This window comes from Ramlibacter ginsenosidimutans (genome assembly GCF_016654015.1).
GTDB lineage: Bacteria > Pseudomonadota > Gammaproteobacteria > Burkholderiales > Burkholderiaceae_C > Ramlibacter > Ramlibacter ginsenosidimutans.
The window spans coordinates 49,978-64,604 of sequence record NZ_JAEPWM010000005.1 but is presented as its reverse complement, the minus strand read 5'-3'; the positions used below and the strand labels follow the sequence as shown (position 1 = coordinate 64,604).

General features: G+C 69.5%; 19 protein-coding genes. 9 read left to right on the top strand and 10 right to left on the bottom strand.

Annotation, left to right across the window (positions count from 1 at the left end; all coding sequences use genetic code 11):
• Positions 1-12 precede the first annotated feature (12 nt).
• Positions 13-1,260, bottom strand: coding sequence for a DEAD/DEAH box helicase (locus JJB11_RS13375; RefSeq protein WP_201171878.1), 1,248 nt, complete (start codon positions 1,258-1,260; stop codon positions 13-15).
• Positions 1,261-1,319: 59 nt separating this feature from the next.
• Here JJB11_RS13375 and JJB11_RS13370 point away from each other — a divergent pair, with 59 nt between their 5' ends.
• Entirely contained in the window at positions 1,320-2,324 is a 1,005-nt protein-coding gene (locus tag JJB11_RS13370; protein ID WP_201171875.1) for a J domain-containing protein, read from the top strand.
• A 189-nt stretch (positions 2,325-2,513) separates the two neighbouring features.
• On the top strand, positions 2,514-3,011 hold the full coding sequence (locus JJB11_RS13365; protein WP_201171872.1) for a DUF488 family protein: 498 nt from the start codon (positions 2,514-2,516) through the stop codon (positions 3,009-3,011).
• Positions 3,012-3,098: 87 nt separating this feature from the next.
• On the opposite strand, the gene JJB11_RS13360 is transcribed toward JJB11_RS13365, so the two are convergent.
• Positions 3,099-3,566 carry an SRPBCC family protein gene (locus tag JJB11_RS13360; protein ID WP_201171869.1) on the bottom strand — a complete coding sequence of 156 codons (468 nt, stop codon included), beginning with the start codon at positions 3,564-3,566 and terminating at the stop codon, positions 3,099-3,101.
• A complete protein-coding gene (locus JJB11_RS13355) occupies positions 3,556-3,894 on the bottom strand; it encodes an ArsR/SmtB family transcription factor (protein WP_201171866.1) in 339 nt (112 codons plus the stop codon). The genes JJB11_RS13360 and JJB11_RS13355 overlap by 11 nt, the downstream gene beginning before the upstream one ends.
• Before the next feature lie 153 nt (positions 3,895-4,047).
• Between JJB11_RS13355 and JJB11_RS13350 the strand changes: the two genes are divergently transcribed.
• Positions 4,048-4,461 (top strand): SgcJ/EcaC family oxidoreductase, encoded by a 414-nt coding sequence (locus JJB11_RS13350; RefSeq protein WP_201171863.1) that lies wholly within the window; start codon positions 4,048-4,050, stop codon positions 4,459-4,461.
• Positions 4,462-4,500: 39 nt separating this feature from the next.
• Here the strand turns inward: JJB11_RS13350 and JJB11_RS13345 are convergent, their stop codons facing one another.
• A complete protein-coding gene (locus tag JJB11_RS13345) occupies positions 4,501-4,791 on the bottom strand; it encodes a hypothetical protein (RefSeq protein ID WP_201171850.1) in 291 nt (96 codons plus the stop codon).
• Between the two features lie 247 nt (positions 4,792-5,038).
• Here JJB11_RS13345 and JJB11_RS13340 point away from each other — a divergent pair, with 247 nt between their 5' ends.
• Positions 5,039-5,668 carry a dihydrofolate reductase family protein gene (locus tag JJB11_RS13340; protein ID WP_201171849.1) on the top strand — a complete coding sequence of 210 codons (630 nt, stop codon included), beginning with the start codon at positions 5,039-5,041 and terminating at the stop codon, positions 5,666-5,668.
• Positions 5,669-5,788: 120 nt separating this feature from the next.
• Here JJB11_RS13340 and JJB11_RS13335 read toward each other — a convergent pair whose 3' ends face one another.
• The 4 genes from JJB11_RS13335 to JJB11_RS13320 form a co-directional block, all read right to left on the bottom strand.
• Complete coding sequence (locus JJB11_RS13335; RefSeq protein ID WP_201171848.1) at positions 5,789-6,616, bottom strand: enoyl-CoA hydratase/isomerase family protein; 828 nt, start codon at positions 6,614-6,616, stop codon at positions 5,789-5,791.
• A gap of 148 nt (positions 6,617-6,764) precedes the next feature.
• Positions 6,765-7,115, bottom strand: a complete 351-nt coding sequence (locus tag JJB11_RS13330) for a DOPA 4,5-dioxygenase family protein (RefSeq protein WP_201171847.1) — start codon at positions 7,113-7,115, stop codon at positions 6,765-6,767.
• Positions 7,116-7,170: 55 nt separating this feature from the next.
• The gene (locus JJB11_RS13325) at positions 7,171-7,593 is read right to left on the bottom strand and encodes a secondary thiamine-phosphate synthase enzyme YjbQ (RefSeq protein ID WP_201171846.1); all 423 of its coding nucleotides are present in this window, start codon (positions 7,591-7,593) and stop codon (positions 7,171-7,173) included.
• A 39-nt stretch (positions 7,594-7,632) separates the two neighbouring features.
• On the bottom strand, positions 7,633-8,184 hold the full coding sequence (locus tag JJB11_RS13320) for a hemerythrin domain-containing protein (RefSeq protein WP_201171845.1): 552 nt from the start codon (positions 8,182-8,184) through the stop codon (positions 7,633-7,635).
• A gap of 139 nt (positions 8,185-8,323) precedes the next feature.
• On the opposite strand from JJB11_RS13320, the gene JJB11_RS13315 reads away from it, so the two are divergent.
• From JJB11_RS13315 to JJB11_RS13305, 3 genes are read left to right on the top strand one after another with little or no spacing between them, the layout of a single operon-like run.
• Complete coding sequence (locus JJB11_RS13315; protein ID WP_201171833.1) at positions 8,324-9,076, top strand: metallophosphoesterase family protein; 753 nt, start codon at positions 8,324-8,326, stop codon at positions 9,074-9,076.
• The gene (locus tag JJB11_RS13310; protein ID WP_201171830.1) at positions 9,073-10,521 is read left to right on the top strand and encodes a serine/threonine protein kinase; all 1,449 of its coding nucleotides are present in this window, start codon (positions 9,073-9,075) and stop codon (positions 10,519-10,521) included. The genes JJB11_RS13315 and JJB11_RS13310 overlap by 4 nt, the downstream gene beginning before the upstream one ends.
• Positions 10,522-10,575: 54 nt before the next feature.
• The gene (locus JJB11_RS13305) at positions 10,576-10,941 is read left to right on the top strand and encodes a glutaredoxin domain-containing protein (RefSeq protein ID WP_201171827.1); all 366 of its coding nucleotides are present in this window, start codon (positions 10,576-10,578) and stop codon (positions 10,939-10,941) included.
• 16 nt (positions 10,942-10,957) lie between these two features.
• Here the strand turns inward: JJB11_RS13305 and JJB11_RS13300 are convergent, their stop codons facing one another.
• Complete coding sequence (locus JJB11_RS13300) at positions 10,958-11,344, bottom strand: hypothetical protein (RefSeq protein ID WP_201171824.1); 387 nt, start codon at positions 11,342-11,344, stop codon at positions 10,958-10,960.
• 61 nt (positions 11,345-11,405) lie between these two features.
• Complete coding sequence (locus JJB11_RS13295) at positions 11,406-12,326, bottom strand: LysR family transcriptional regulator (RefSeq protein ID WP_201171823.1); 921 nt, start codon at positions 12,324-12,326, stop codon at positions 11,406-11,408.
• 77 nt (positions 12,327-12,403) lie between these two features.
• On the opposite strand from JJB11_RS13295, the gene JJB11_RS13290 reads away from it, so the two are divergent.
• Positions 12,404-13,705 (top strand): Rieske 2Fe-2S domain-containing protein, encoded by a 1,302-nt coding sequence (locus JJB11_RS13290; RefSeq protein ID WP_201171822.1) that lies wholly within the window; start codon positions 12,404-12,406, stop codon positions 13,703-13,705.
• A complete protein-coding gene (locus JJB11_RS13285) occupies positions 13,702-14,616 on the top strand; it encodes a TauD/TfdA dioxygenase family protein (protein ID WP_277988825.1) in 915 nt (304 codons plus the stop codon). Before JJB11_RS13290 ends, JJB11_RS13285 begins: the two co-directional genes overlap by 4 nt.
• The last annotated feature ends 11 nt before the right edge of the window (positions 14,617-14,627 follow it).

Sequence of the window (14,627 nt, the reverse complement as noted above, 5' to 3'; positions counted from 1 at the left end):
CCTTCCATGCGTTCAGTCCCCTCGCGCCTTTGCCGCCGCGGCGCGCAACTTGTCCTTCTTGCTCGGACGCCGCCCCTTGATGCCACCGACGCCGGCGTCCGGCGAGACGGGCGGCACCACGTCCACCGGCTCGAAGCCGGCGACCTGTTCGCGCGGCAGGTGCAAGCCTTGCCGCTTCTCGATCAGGCGCATGTGCGCCTCGGTGCCTGCGCTCACGAAGCTCACCGAGACCCCGCGAGCGCCCGCGCGGGCCGTGCGGCCGATGCGATGCACGTAATCGTCGGGCGACCGCGGCAGGTCGTAGTTGACGACCACGGCGAGTCCGGGCACGTCGATGCCGCGGGCCGCGAGGTCGGTCGTGACCAGCACGTTGACCGCCCCTTCGCGCAAGTCCTGCAGCACGCGCGTGCGCTGCGACTGGCTCATGTCGCCGTGCAACGCCGCCGCCTGCACGCCGCGGCCGGCAAGCTTGTGCGCGACGTGCTCCGTCGCGTAGCGCGTGGCCACGAAGACCAGCACGCGCCGCCATCCGCCCTGCTGCACCAGGTGCCGCAGCAGCTCCGTGCGTCGCGGCGCGTCGACGGCGATCGTCTTCTGTTCGATGTCCGGTACGGCCTCGAGCTGCGATTCGGCTTCGACCCGCACCGCCTCGTGCAGCAGCTCGTCGGCCAGGGCCTGCACCTCCGGCGGGAAGGTCGCCGAGAACAGCAGGTTCTGCCGCCGCGTCGGCAGGGCGAGCAGCACGCGCTCTCGTTCCGCGGCGAAGCCCAGGTCCAGCAGGCGATCCGCTTCGTCCAGCACCAGCGACTGCACCGCGTCCAGCCGCACTGCGTTGCGATCGAGCAGGTCGAGCAGCCGCCCCGGCGTCGCCACCACGATGTCCGCGCCGCCGCGCAGGCGCAGCATCTGCGGGTTGATCGAGACGCCGCCGTAGAGCACCGCCACCTTCAGCGGCCGGTCGGAAGAAGGCGCCAGCCGCAGGAACACATCGCCCACCTGCGCGGCGAGTTCACGCGTCGGCGCCAGCACGAGCACGCGCACCCGCCGGAAGCCGCCCGGGTGGCCCGCCAGCAGGCGCTGCAGCAGCGGCAGCACGAAGGCAGCGGTCTTGCCGGAGCCGGTGGGCGCCAGCCCGAGCACGTCCTGCCCCCGCAGCAGCGGCGGGATGGCTGCGACCTGGATAGGCGATGGCGTGGTGAAGCCGGCCTGCGCGCACGCATGCGCCAGGGCGGGATTGAGTCCCAGGGATTCGAAGGTCACGGCGCCGATGATGACATGCGTCCCGGCGCCCGACGCGCGCCTCGCAGGACAATGCGGGGATGGCCCAGGCGCAGTTGCTCCAGATCGAACCCGACCCCGCCGACGCCAGCTTGGCCCGGCAGCAGGAACACTTCAACGCGCTGGTGCAGGAGGTGGCGGCGGGGCGCGCCACGCTCGCCGAATGGAAGGACCGGATCGCGCGCTACCACCAGGCCGTCGAGCCCCTGCAGAGGGAGCTGCATGCGGCCTGGCGCGAATGGGCGCTCGCCCTCGACCAGGCCAGCCTGCGCCCGGGGCTGTCCCGGGGCGAACGGCAGCAGCTCAGCGAACTGCTGCGCGATGCCGTCGCGCCGCTGCTGGAGCACGAGGACGACATCGAGCTCGCCGCCGTGGCGGAACGTCATGGCGATGCGGTGTCCTCCGCACGCGCTGGAGCAGATGACATCGCGCCCGCAAGCAGCGACGCGACGCACCTGGAGAACATCGCCGAAGAGTGGGAACGGCAGGCCGCCTCTGCCGCCGCACAGCGCGCGCAGCGGGCGGCGAAGCGGCGCGCCGCCAGTGCCTCGAAGCAGCGCGCAAAAGAGGAGCGAGACGCGTCCCAGTCCGTGCGCGACGTGTACCGGCGCGTCGCCAGCGCGCTGCACCCCGATCGCGAGCCGGATGCGGCGCAGCGCGCGCGCAAGACGAGCCTCATGCAGCAGGCCAACGAGGCCTACGGGCAACGGAACCTGCTGGCCCTCCTGGAGCTCCAGCTGCAGGCGGAGCAGGTCGACGCCGCGCACCTGTCGTCGGCGAACCGCCAGCGCCTGCAGCACTACATCACCGTGCTGCAGGAGCAGCTGGCCGACCTGCAGTCCGAAACGCGGCGTATGGAGTCCTCGTTCCGCGAAGCCACCGGCGCGGCACCCGGCTCGGGCCTGCAGCCCCGCAAGGCCGATCGCCTGATCTCATCGGAAGCGCAGAGGTTGCGCGCGGACCTGCTGTCGCTGCGCCGCCAGACCCGGGCGTTGCAGGACGTCGAGGACCTCAAGGCGTGGCTGCGAGCGGTTCGCAAGGGATGATCTTCCTGGGGCACTGTCTGGCAGGCGTGGCGCGCGCCGGTCGAGCAGCCATGACTCGCCCGTGCGGCTTACCATGACGCGATGCAGTTCTCTGATCCTGCGGAGCCAGGCGAGCCGACCGCGACCGATGGTGGAACGCAGGGAGAGGTGTGGACCATCGGGCACTCCACGCACACGCTGGCTGCGTTCGTGGACCTGCTGCGCGCGTACCGCATTGAAACCGTGGCCGACGTCCGGCGTTTTCCCGGGTCGAGGCGCCAGCCGCAGTTCGGCGGGGAAGCCCTCGGCGAATCGCTCGAAGCGGAAGGCATCGCCTACCATTGGTTCCCCGGCCTCGGTGGACGCCGCCGGGTGGACCTGCTCGACCCGGAAGGGAGCGCCTGGCGGCACGTGTCGTTCCGGGCGTACGCGCAGCACCTGCGGTCCGAGGAATTCGCGGAAGGACTTGCGTCGCTGCTCCACGTGGCGAAGGCCTCCAGGACGGCCATCATGTGCTCCGAGCTTCTCTGGTGGCGCTGCCACCGCCGGCTCATCGCGGATGTGATGGTGCTCTGCGGCTGGCAGGTCACGCACATCCTCGGCCGCACCGAGTCGAGCACGCATGCCCTGGCTCATCCGGCGCACGTCGATGCGCAGGGTCTGTGCTACGTCGATGTGGAAGCGCAGGGCGTGCACGATTGCTGCTGAGGCGTGAGGGGCGCCACGCGTACTGAACGTCACACCCGGCAAGCCCCACCACCGCGCGGCCACGCGCGCGCGCCCTCGACGGCGCCCTCATCCCGCGCAAGCTTCGAACCGCTCCCCGACGGCGGATCGGCCGATCTCCAGCAGGGACTTCAGGTTGGAGATCACCTGCGGCCAGCCGCCGGAGACGGCTTCCACGAGCTTGGAGCCCTCGCGGTCGACGGTGTGCGTGATTGTGAGCTTGACCTGGCCGTTGCCCGGCTCGATCTCCATCGTGCAGATCGAATCGCCTTCGGCTTTCAACTCGGGCTTGATCTGGTGGGCCCAGCGAATGACCAGTCGCCTGGGCGCGTCGGCCTCGACGATCTGTCCCGAGTCCCACACGCGGCCGTCGCTGCTGGCCACCAGTCGCCACGCCGAGCCCGTCTTCCATTCGCTTTCGGCGCGCATGCCGAACCAGTACTCGCGCGTGAACTCCGGGTCGGTCAGGGCCTGCCAGAGCTTCTCCGGCGTGGTGCGGATGTAGCTCACGTAGACGAAGGTGGATCTAGCGGTCATGGCGTTTCTCCAGTTGGCGTTTCAGGATGGCGAGCGCCTTCAGGCGCGGCTTCTCGAACTTGGAGATCCAGCGGTCGTGGATCTCCTGCAGCGGGGTGGGATTGAGGAAGTGCAGCTTCTCCCTGCCCTGCTTGAGCGTGGCGACCAGGTTCGCCTGCTCGAGGACCGAGAGGTGCTGCGTGACGCCCTGCCGCGTCATGTCCAGGTGCTCGCACAGTTGGACTAGCGTCTGCCCATCGTTCGCATGCAGCTGGTCGAGCAGCTTGCGTCGGCTGGGATCCGCCAGGGCCTTGAACAGCAGGTCGTCGTCGGGAGGATGTTGGACCATCGGAAAGGCAAGTTGTTGCTTGCCTGATAATAGGCAAGCAATGCCTTGCATGTCAAGCGATGCCGCGAATCACCCGATGGCCCGACAGTTCGCACGCCAGGGCGCGCAGTACCATGCCCCTGACCGACGCAGGACGTTGCGCCATCTCCAGCCATGAACAAGCCCGAAGATGCTCCCCGTGCCTTCCAGCAGGCCTGGAACGGCCATGACATGCAGGCGCTGGGCGACCTGTTCCATGCCGACGCCACCTTCGTGAACCGGTTCGGCCGGCAGGTACGCGGTGTGAGCGCGATCATCGAGATGCACGCTCCGATCCACTCGACGATCTACAGCGATTCGACGCTCGAGAACGAACTGATATCTGTCACACCGATCGGCGACGACGCGGCCGTCCTGCATTCCTGGAGCCGCCTGGCCTGCGGGCCGGCGCATCCCGCGGGTCCGCACGTGATCGACACGCTGTTCCAGGCCGTGCTGACGCGCCGCGACGGCGCGTGGAAGATCATCGCGCTCGCGAATGTGACGCTGGCGGATCCGCGCACGGGGCGGGCGATGCTGAGGGTCTGAGCTCCCGGGACTCCGGCTCGAAGTGCTTCGGCGCCCTGCCTACTTCTCGAACGTCGACTTCACCTTGTCCGCGGCCTTGTGGGTTGCGTGTTCGACGGCTTCGCCTGCACGGGAAAGTCCATGGCCGGTGGCTTTCACCGCCACCTCCACTCCGTGGGAGGTCGCTTCCACACCGCGCTTCAAGCCGCGCCCGGTCGCGTCTGCAGCCTTTTCCACCGCATGCCCGACCTTCTTGGGCGCGGACGGGGCTTCGTCGGCCACGGCGGTGCCGCAGCTCAAGGCGGACAGGACGGCAAGAACAGCGACGAGATGATTTCTGGGATGCAGCATCGGGTCACTCCGGTGATACCAAAGCCTACATCATTCGCTCCATGGCGCTGAGCCGCGCGTCATCGCGCTGCGCCCCTCCGGCGGCGGGCTGCGCAGGAATTCACAGCCGCCAGGTCGCGCCGTGGGCGGCGCGGACACGTGCGGTTCCGGCCGGTTGCATCCTTCGGCCACGACAGCGTCGGGTCTAACATGTCGACAGGCGATCGGCCGCCCAGACATCGGCAGCAACAACGCGCGAAAGGACATCATGAGCAAGGTCTTCGTCAACATCGGGCTCAGCCTCGACGGCTACCTGGCGCCGGAAGGCATGACCATGGGCAAGCCCGAGGTCAAGAACTGGGGCGCGAAGTGGGGTGCGATGATGGGGTGGCTGTTCCATCAGCAGTACTTCCGCGACAACCTCAAGCTCGGGCCGGGCGGAGAGACCGGGCCGGTCAACGAACTGGTTCGCCGCACCACGGAGCGCATCGGCGCCAACATCATGGGCAAGCGGATGTTCGACCAGGGCGAGGTCGCCTGGCCGGAGGAGGCCCCGTTCCACACACCCGTCTACGTCCTCACCCACCAGAAGCGCGAGCCGTGGGTGCGTCCCGGCGGGACGACCTTCTTCTTCGTCAACGACGGGCCGGAGCGCGCGCTGGCGCTGGCCCGTGAGGCCGCAGGCACGCGCGATGTGCGGATCGCGGGGGGCGCGGACGTGATCCAGCAGTACCTCAACCTGGGTGCGATCGACGAACTGGAGATCGCGCTCGCTCCCGTGTTGTTCGCCGGCGGCCGGCGCCTGTTCGAGAACGTGCGCGAGCCCGCGCCGCAGTTCCGCATCGACCGCGTAATCGAGAGCCCCACCGTCACGCACCTGCGCTATGTGCGGCAGTAGGACGGCAGACTTTCATGTGATCACTGGCGCTTCACGCGCGCGGGTCTTTTTTTCGAGCCGTGGCGCTGGAGCGCACCGGCTAGCCCGCTCCGGCAGAACGGGCGATGCGCATGCGTCGCGCTAGAACGGGCAGCCGGGATCGAACTTCGGAGCGCGGCGCTCGCGCAGGGAGGCGATGCCCTCCTGCACGTCAGGGCCGGAGAAGCCCATGAACTCCATCGCCAGCGAGGCGTCGAAGCTCGGCCCCGCCAGGCGCAGCCAGTTGTTCAGCGCGTACTTGGTCCAGCGGACGGCGGTGGACGAGCCCTGCGCCAGGCGCTGCGCGATCTCGAACGCCTTGGGCACGAGGTCCGCCTCGTCGACGGCGAGCGAAACGAGTCCGATGCGCTCGGCCTCCTCGCCCGAGACCGGGTCGCACAACAGCAGGTAGTACTTGGCCTTGGCCATCCCGCACAGCAGCGGCCAGACGATGGCGGCATGGTCGCCGGCGGCGACGCCCAGGCGCGTGTGGCCGTCGATGATGCGCGCCGATTTCGCCGCGATCGAGATGTCGGCGAGCAGGCCGGCCACCAGCCCTGCGCCGACCGCCGGCCCGTGCATCGCCGAGACGATGGGCTTGGAGCAGTTGATCACGTTGTAGACGAGGTCGCGCGCTTCGCGCCACACGCGCGAGCGCACGTTGAAGTCGCGCGCCATGTCTTCCACCAGGCCGAGGTCGCCGCCGGCGGAGAAGCCCTTGCCTTCCCCGCGGATGATCGCGACGCGCACCTCCGGGTCCTGGTCGATGTCGTTCCAGATGGTGGACAGCTCGCGATGCATGCGGTGGTCCGCCGTCGACAGCTTGCGGTTGGCACTCCGGCTCGCGCCCATGACGATCTCGAGGATGCCGTGGTCGTGCCGATTCAGGGCAAGGGCTTCGTACTGCGCATAGCGCTCTGGCTGGTTCATGGTGTGCTCTCGATGCGAAGAGATCTGTCTTGCTGCGGGCTGGCGAGTATGGCTCCTCGACCACGTTCTTCTGCATTCGGACCTTCGGCATCCTGCAGAAGCGCACCTTCCGCCAGCTCTCGCATGCAATCACCCGGCCGCGAATGGCTCAGGACCCGCGGAACTGCCGCAGGTCCAGCGGCCACTCGTTGCCAAGCCAGTACGCGTGGTCGGTATGGTCCTTGAGGTCGTCTCCACTCAGGCCGTGCACGAACACGTCGAGACCGCCGCGGTGCTGATCCAGCCAAGGCACGACACGGTCGAAATCCGCTGCTGAAAACGCGAGCTGGCAGCTCCAGCGCGGATGCGGGCCGACGAGCTTCTCGTGCACGCGCCCGACCGTCACATGGAACAGGCGCCCCGCTTCTTCGCACAGCGCACGCGCCTGGTCAACGCTGCTCGCGTCGAAGTAGACGTGCGCGTGATAGGCAGCGTGGACGTTGACGGGAGGGCGGGCCATCGGTCGATTGTGGCGGTTCATCGCCATCGACGCCACCCGGCCGACACCGGGCATGCTACCGCTCGCCCAGCACGTGGACTACCACTTCGCGGCGATGGCCCTGCCGCCGGTGCTCCCACAGGTACACGCCCTGCCAGGTGCCGAGTGCGAGCGAACCATCGAGCACCGGGATCGCGAGTTGAACGGCGGTGAGTGCCGTGCGCACGTGGGCCGGCATGTCGTCGGGGCCTTCGGCACGATGCCGGAACAGGGGATCTCCGTCGGGCACCAGGCGCGCGAAGAAGCGCTCGAGGTCGTCCTGCACCGCCGGGTCCGCGTTCTCCTGGATCAGCAGGCTCGCGGAGGTATGGCGCAGGAAGAGCGTCGCCAGGCCCTTGCACAGTCCGCTGGCCGCCACGCAGTCACGCACGCGATCCGTGATGTCCAGCAGTCCGCGCCCGCGCGTAGTGAAGCTCAGCGTGGCAAAGTGTTGCTCCATGCGCGCATGGTACGGGGCCGGCGACACAGGCGGGTTGCGTCAGATGTACGCCCGCGGCGGCGGCAAGTGCCGCAGGTGCAGCGCGACATCGAGCGCGGCCATGTGGTTCGCGTCGCGCCGCAGGATCGTGTCCGCAAGCGGCAGGAACACGTCTTCCTCCATACGCGCGTGCGCTTCGTAGAGGTTCACCAGTCGATCGACTTCGGCGCCGAACATCGGTGCGCCCGACGGCTTGCCGGCCGCCACGCGGGCAACGGCGTGCCGCAGGTCGGCCCACAGCGACTCGATCTGCCGGTGCTGCGAGATCAGCACGGCGATCAGTTCGCGCACGCGCTGGTCCTCCTCGTCGCCGCGGCAGCTGCGCTGCACGGAGACGAACAGCTCCTGCTCCTCGTCGGCATGGTGCTCGCGCACTGCGTCGTCGAACAGCGCCAGCGTCGCCTGCGCGTCCTGGCGGGCCCGGTCCGCCGCGGCGGCGAGCGCGGGCAATTCGCGCAGGCGCTCCAGGCCGTGCAGGATGCCGCCGTGGGCGCCGCGGAACTGGCGCAGCGGCGCGTCGGCCTCGGCAGCGGTGGAAGGTTCGATGGGCATGATGGACTCCATGGCGCTGGGCGCCCGGGACCCAGTGTGCGCATGCCTCGCGCCGGCGGCTTGAGCAGCGTCAAGCGAGCGCCAGAACGGCGGCCGCCGCACGGTAGGAGGAGCGCCGGCTTTTCGGCATGATCGCCGCATGAAGCTGGCACTGCTGTCCGACCTGCATGCCAACACGCGCGCGCTCGCCGCGTGCCTGGCGCATGCGCGCGAGAGCGGCGCCACTCAATTCGCTTTCCTCGGCGACCTGGTCGGCTACGGCGCCGAGCCGGTCGCCGTGCTGGAGCAGGTGATGGCACTGGCGGCGGCGGGCGCGCGGGTGGTGCGCGGCAACCACGACGCCGCCGCGGCGCAGGCGCCGGCGCAGGTCGTCACCGCCGAAGACCTGTCCTCGCAATGGACGCACGCGCAGCTCCCGGAGCGCCAGCGCGCCTGGCTGGCCGAACTCCCGCTGGCCGTGCCGGTGGGCGACGCGCTGCTGGTGCACGCGAGCGCCCACGAGCCGGCGCGCTGGGAGTACGTCGATCGCGCGCCGCTCGCCCAGCGCTGCCTGGACGCCGCGCAGGCGCAGTGGGGCGCGCGCCAGGTGTTCTGCGGCCACGTGCACCAGCAGCAGCTTTTTTTCCGCGGGGCCGACGGCCGCATCGCGGCGTTCGCGCCGGTCGCGGGCGTCGCCGTGCCGCTCACGGCGCATCGCCACTGGCTTGCCGTCGTCGGCTCGGTGGGGCAGCCGCGCGACGGCGACACGCGCGCGATGTACGCGCTGCTTGACGTGGCGCAGGGCCGGCTCGCGTTCCACCGCGTACCGTACGACCACGCCGGAGCGGCGGCCGCGATCCGCGCGGCCGGCCTGCCGGAAGCCTTTGCACAACGACTGGAGCGGGGACGATGACGCGGCTGGCGCCGGGCGCGGTGGTGGACGGGTTCGTGGTGGAAGCGCGCGTGCACGCCGGTGCGATGGCGGAGCTCTATCGCGTGCACTACGAGAGCGGCCGTGCCGATCCCGGCTTTCCCATGGTGATGAAGGTGCCGCGCATGGGCAGCGGCGACGGCGCGGAGAACCTCGTGGGCTTCGAGGTGGAGCAGCAGATGCTGCAGGCGCTGGACGGCCCGCACGTGCCGCGCTTCGTGGCGGCCGGCGATCTCGCGCGCCTGCCCTTCCTGGTGATGGAGTACGTCGAAGGCCGCACGCTGCAGTCGCTGCTGGATGAGGCGCAGGCCGCCCGCGCGCGTCCGGCGGCCGCGGACATCGCCCGCTGGGGCCGCGCCATCGCGCTCGCGGTGCACAGCCTGCACCAGCAGAACGCGGTGCACGAGGACCTGAAGCCGGCCAACGTGCTGCTGCGCGCGGACGGCCGCGCGGTGCTGATCGACTTCGGCCTGAGCTGGCATGCGCACTATCCCGACCTGCTCGCGGCCGAACTGCGCCCTGCGATCGGCTCGCCAGCCTGGATGGCGCCCGAGCAGGTGGTCGGCGTGCGCGGCGATCCGCGCAGTGACCTGTTCGCCATCGGCGTGATCCTCTACGAGCTCGCCACCGGAGAACTCCCTTTCGGTGCGCCGGCGACGCAGGGCGGCCTGCGGCAGCGGCTGTGGATGGACCCGCCGCCACCGCGCGCGTTGCAGCCGGACTGCCCGCCGTGGCTGCAGGAGCTGATCCTGCAGTGCCTTGACCCCGAGGCGGCGAGCCGGCCGCCGTCGGCCGCGCACCTCGCGTTCGACCTCGGCCACCCCGAGCAGGTGCTGGTGGGCGAACGCGGGCAGCGCACTCGGCGCACGCCGTGGACGGCGCAACTGCGGCGCTGGATCCGCGCGGCCGGCCTGCAGTACCAGCCCAGTCCCCTGCCGAGCGAGCGCGTCGGCGAAGTGCCGATCGTGATGGCGGCCGTGCCGCATCACGACACGAGCGACGCGACGCTGTACGCGTTGCGCGAAGCAGTGAAGCGCTCGCTGGGTATCCGCCCCGGCGCGCGCCTGGCCTGCGTCACGGTCATCGCGCCGCCTGGCGTGCAGCAGGACGAGACGGCATTGCACCGGCAGCACGCGGAGCAGCTGCGCCAGTGGGCGCGCGGGCTGGACCTGCACGGACACCAGGTCTCCTTCCACGTGCTGCAGGCCGACGATGTCGCCGCGGCGCTGTTGGCGTACGCCGAAGCCAATCACGTGACGCTGATGGTGCTCGGCGCGGCGACCCACGGCCTGGCCCTGCAGCGCTGGATTCCGACGGTGCCCGCACGCGTGGCCGCCGAAGCGCCCTGCAGCGTGCTGCTCGTGCGCGACGCGCCGCCGTTGGCGCTGCTGCACGAGCCCGAGGCGCTTCGCCTGGCAAGCGGATAGGTCCGGCGGTTCGTGCCCGTGCTACCGTAGAGCTCCGTTTCGCAAGGAGACTCCATGACGCGCCCCATCCTCGACGAGTCCTCCATCCACCCCGCGATCCGCACGAAGATCGCGGGCTGGAACCACGCCATCGTCGATGAAGTCAGGGCCGCCGTGGCCGCCAACGACGTCGTGGTGGTCGGCATGAAGCAGAACCCGTTTCCCGCGAAGGCGCGCAAGGCGCTCGCCACGATGGGACAAGCCTTCCAGTACCTGGAGTACGGCAGCTACTTCGGAATGTGGCGGCCGCGCAGTGCGCTGAAGATGTGGACCGGCTGGCCGACCTTCCCCATGGTGTTCGTCAAGGGCGTCCTCGTCGGTGGTGCGAGCGAGTTGCAGGCGCTGATCGACAGCGGCGAGCTCAAGCGCATGCTGGGCTAGGTGCCCCGGTCCGCGCCTACTTCGCGGGCTTCTTCGGCGACCTGCGTGCCGCTTCCAGCGCCGCAGCCTTTTCGGCATGCTTTTCGGCACGGGACTTGCGCGCCTTGGGCTTGGCGGTCGCCTTGGCGTCCTGTGCGTCCTTCTTCGCCTTCGGCTTGTCCTTGGCCTCGGGATGATGGGTGCGCAGCATGCGTTCGACGGCGCTGGGCTTCGGCTGCAGCGCCTGCGCCTGGCGCTTCTCCCGCTCCTCCTTCAGCAGGCGGCGTTCGTCGCGCAGGGCCAGCTCGGCCTGCGAGGGCTCCTGGTCGGAGCCGCCGGTTTCGGCTCGGCTCATCATGGCGCGATGCAGCGCCTGGCCGTTGGCGGAAATCCGCTTGCTCAACGTTGCGGTACGAATCGGCATGCTGCGGCTCCTCGGTGGTGGGCGAAAGGCGACTGTAGGCCAAGGCGTCGAACCGCGCCAGTCATGGCGGCGAACCCTGGCGCGTGAGTGCCGTCAGCAGCAAGGCGCGCAGCCACTTGTTGGCCGGGTCGTCCTGGACGCTCTTGCTCCAGTGCAGGTGCGTCTCGAACACCGGCGAGCGGAACGGGAGCTCGACGCGCGCGATGCGCTGGATGTCCGCGAACGCGTCGGCGATCGCATCGGGGACCGTCGCGAGCAGCTCGGTGGCGGCGATGATCTCCGGCAGGCTCATGAAGTGCGGGGTGGTCAGCGCCACGTCGCGGTGGAGCCCTCGCTTGGCGAGGTAGGCCTCCAGCAATCCCTGCGTGCGCGTCGGCGACTCGACCACGACATGCCGCGCCCGCAGGTAGCGCTCGAGCGTGAGGTCGCGCCTCGCTTCGCGGTTGGCCGCGCTGCAGATGCAGACGAAGCCGTGCGCGCCCAGCTTGCGGCGCACGAACTCGCTCGACTGCAGGTCAGGAAAGTAGCCGAGCGCCACATCCACCTGGCCCTCGGAGAGGGCGCGCTGCAACTGCGGCTGCGCACTCGCCACCGAGCGCAGCCGCACCCGGGGCGCGGCGCGGGTCAGGGCCGCCAGCGCGCGCGGCATGTACATGGCCTCGGCCGTGTCCGAGAGCGCCACGCGGAATTCGCGTTCGTCCTGCGCCGGGTCGAACCGGCCCTTGTTCAGGATGCGCTGCTCCATGCACTGGATGGCTTCGCGCATGGCGCCCACCACCTCCTTCGCGCGCGAGGTCGGCTGCATGCCGGCGGCCGTGCTCAGGAACAGCGCGTCGCCGAGGTCGCGCCGCAGCTTGGCCAAGGTGGTGCTCAGCCCCGACTGGCTGATGTTCAGCGAACGCGCGGCCAGGTTGACGCTGCGCAGGTCGAACACCGCCACGAAGATCTTCATGGCCTGGAGGTTCAGGTTGGGGGCGGCCATCGTGATCCGCGATTGTATTGATCTGGATCAAAGATCGCTTCGCGGCCTAGACTCGTGCCATTCGCGGAAAAACCACCATGCTGAGCCACGAGAAGAATGCGATCCTGACCCAATCCGGCCCGGGCCAGCCCATGGGACGGTTCATGCGTTCGTTCTGGATTCCGGCCATGACGGCCCGTGAAGTGCCGGCGCCGGACGAGGCGCCCGTGCGCCTGCAGCTCCTGAACGAGAACCTGGTGGTGTTCCGCGACAGCGCCGGCCAGGTCGGCGTGCTCGAAGAGCACTGTCCGCACCGTGGCGCCAGCCTGTTCTTCGGCCGGAACGAGGAAGGCGGCCTGCGCTGCGTCTACCACGGCTGGAAGTTCGACGTCGAGGGCGGCTGCATGGAGATGCCGACCGAACCCTCCACCAGCCGGATGCGCCACAACATCAAGGCCAAGGCGTATCCGGCGCGCATCGCGGGCGGCCTGCTCTGGGTTTACCTGGGCGAAGCGCGTCCGGTTCCCGTGCTGCCCGCGTTCGGCTTTCTCGGCCTGCCGCCGGAGCAGGTCTACGCGTCGCGCTGGCACCAGGAGTGCAACTACGCGCAGGCCATGGAGGGCGAGCTCGATAGCGCGCACGTGGGTTTCCTGCACCGCATGGTCAGCCAGGTCGACACCGACCACCAGGCGCTCACCGGCAAGTACTTCCAGGAAGACACGGCGCCCGCGTGGAAGATCCTGCCCGGCGAGGCAGGCTTCATGGCGTGCAACGGGCGGCGCGTCGACGGCGACAAGCGCTACTGGCGGCTGAACCAGTTCCTGCTGCCGTTCTACACCATGATCCCGCCGCGACCGGGCGACGCGCAACTGGTGCGCATGTGGGTGCCGATGACCGATGAACGCTGCTGGGTGATCTGCGTCACCTGGCGGCCCGAAGCGCCGCTGGGCGCGCAGGAACTCGCCGCCTGGCGCAACGGCGAGAACTCGCATCGCAAGGTGATCCCCGGCACCACGACGCCGGTGGAGCACAAGGACAACGACTACCTGATCGACCGCCAGCTGCAGAAGACCGTGTCGTTCACGGGCATCCACGGCATCCGCGCGCAGGACGCGATGGTGACGGAAAGCGCCGGCCCCATCGCCGATCGGACACGCGAGCACCTGGGCTCCAGCGACCTTGCCGTGGTCGCGATGCGCCGCACCCTCGTCGAAGCCGCGACGAAGTGCGCGGAATCGGGCGCGGCTCCCGCGGCCGTCGCCAAGCCATGGCTCTACACCGTGTACGCGACGCAGGCCGTGCTGCCGCAAGGCATGGAGCCGGATGCGGCCGACGAGATCATCCAGGCCGCCCGCGCGCGAGCGCCGCAGGCCGCCGCCAACCGACAGGAAATCGCATGATGCAATTGCTCTCCTCCATGGACGCGCACCCGGTGCTGGTGCACCCTCGCGCCTACCGCCATATCGAGGTGCGGCCGCTCACCGGCGTGCTGGGCGCCGAGATCTTCGGCGTGGACCTGCGCGAGTCGCTCGCGCCCGAGGCGTGGGACGAGATCCGCCAGGCCTTTGCCGATCACCAGGTCATCCTGTTCCCGGACCAGCCGGTCTCGCACGAGCAGCACCTGGCCTTCGCCCGCAACTTCGGACAGGTGATCCGGCTGCCGCAGTTGCACAACGTGGACGGCTACCCGGAGGTGCAGATCATTCGGCGGCTTGCCACCGATAACGGCCGCGTCGTCGGCGAGAACTGGCACGCCGACAGCACCTACCTGGACGAGCCTCCCGGCGCGGTGGTGATGCGCGCGGTGGACGTACCCCCGTACGGCGGCGATACCGGCTTCCTCAGCATGTATGCGGCCTACCAGGCGCTGTCGCCCGCCTTCCAGGAGATGATCGCGCCGCTGAACATCGTGCACAGCGCCACGCGCATCTTCGGGTCCGCGTACCTGGCGCAGGGCCGCAAGTTCAACGCCTCCGGCGCGAAGACGGACCTGGACGTCGCAGCGGGCGATCGCGAGGTGAGCCATCCCCTGGTGTGCACGCACGCCCGCAGCGGCCGCAAGTTCCTGTACCTGAACAAGACCTACTCGCAGCGCATCGAGGGCTTCACGAACGAGGAAAGCGCACCGATCATGGCTTACCTCCATGACCATTGCGCGCGCTTCGACTTCAGCTGCCGCGTGCGCTGGCACAAGGACCAGATCCTGATCTGGGACAACCGCTGCACCATGCATCGCGCCATCCCGGATTACGCGGGGCAGGATCGCTTCATGACGCGCGTGACCATCGCCGGCGCGCGCCCGGCCCGCTGACCACCACAAGG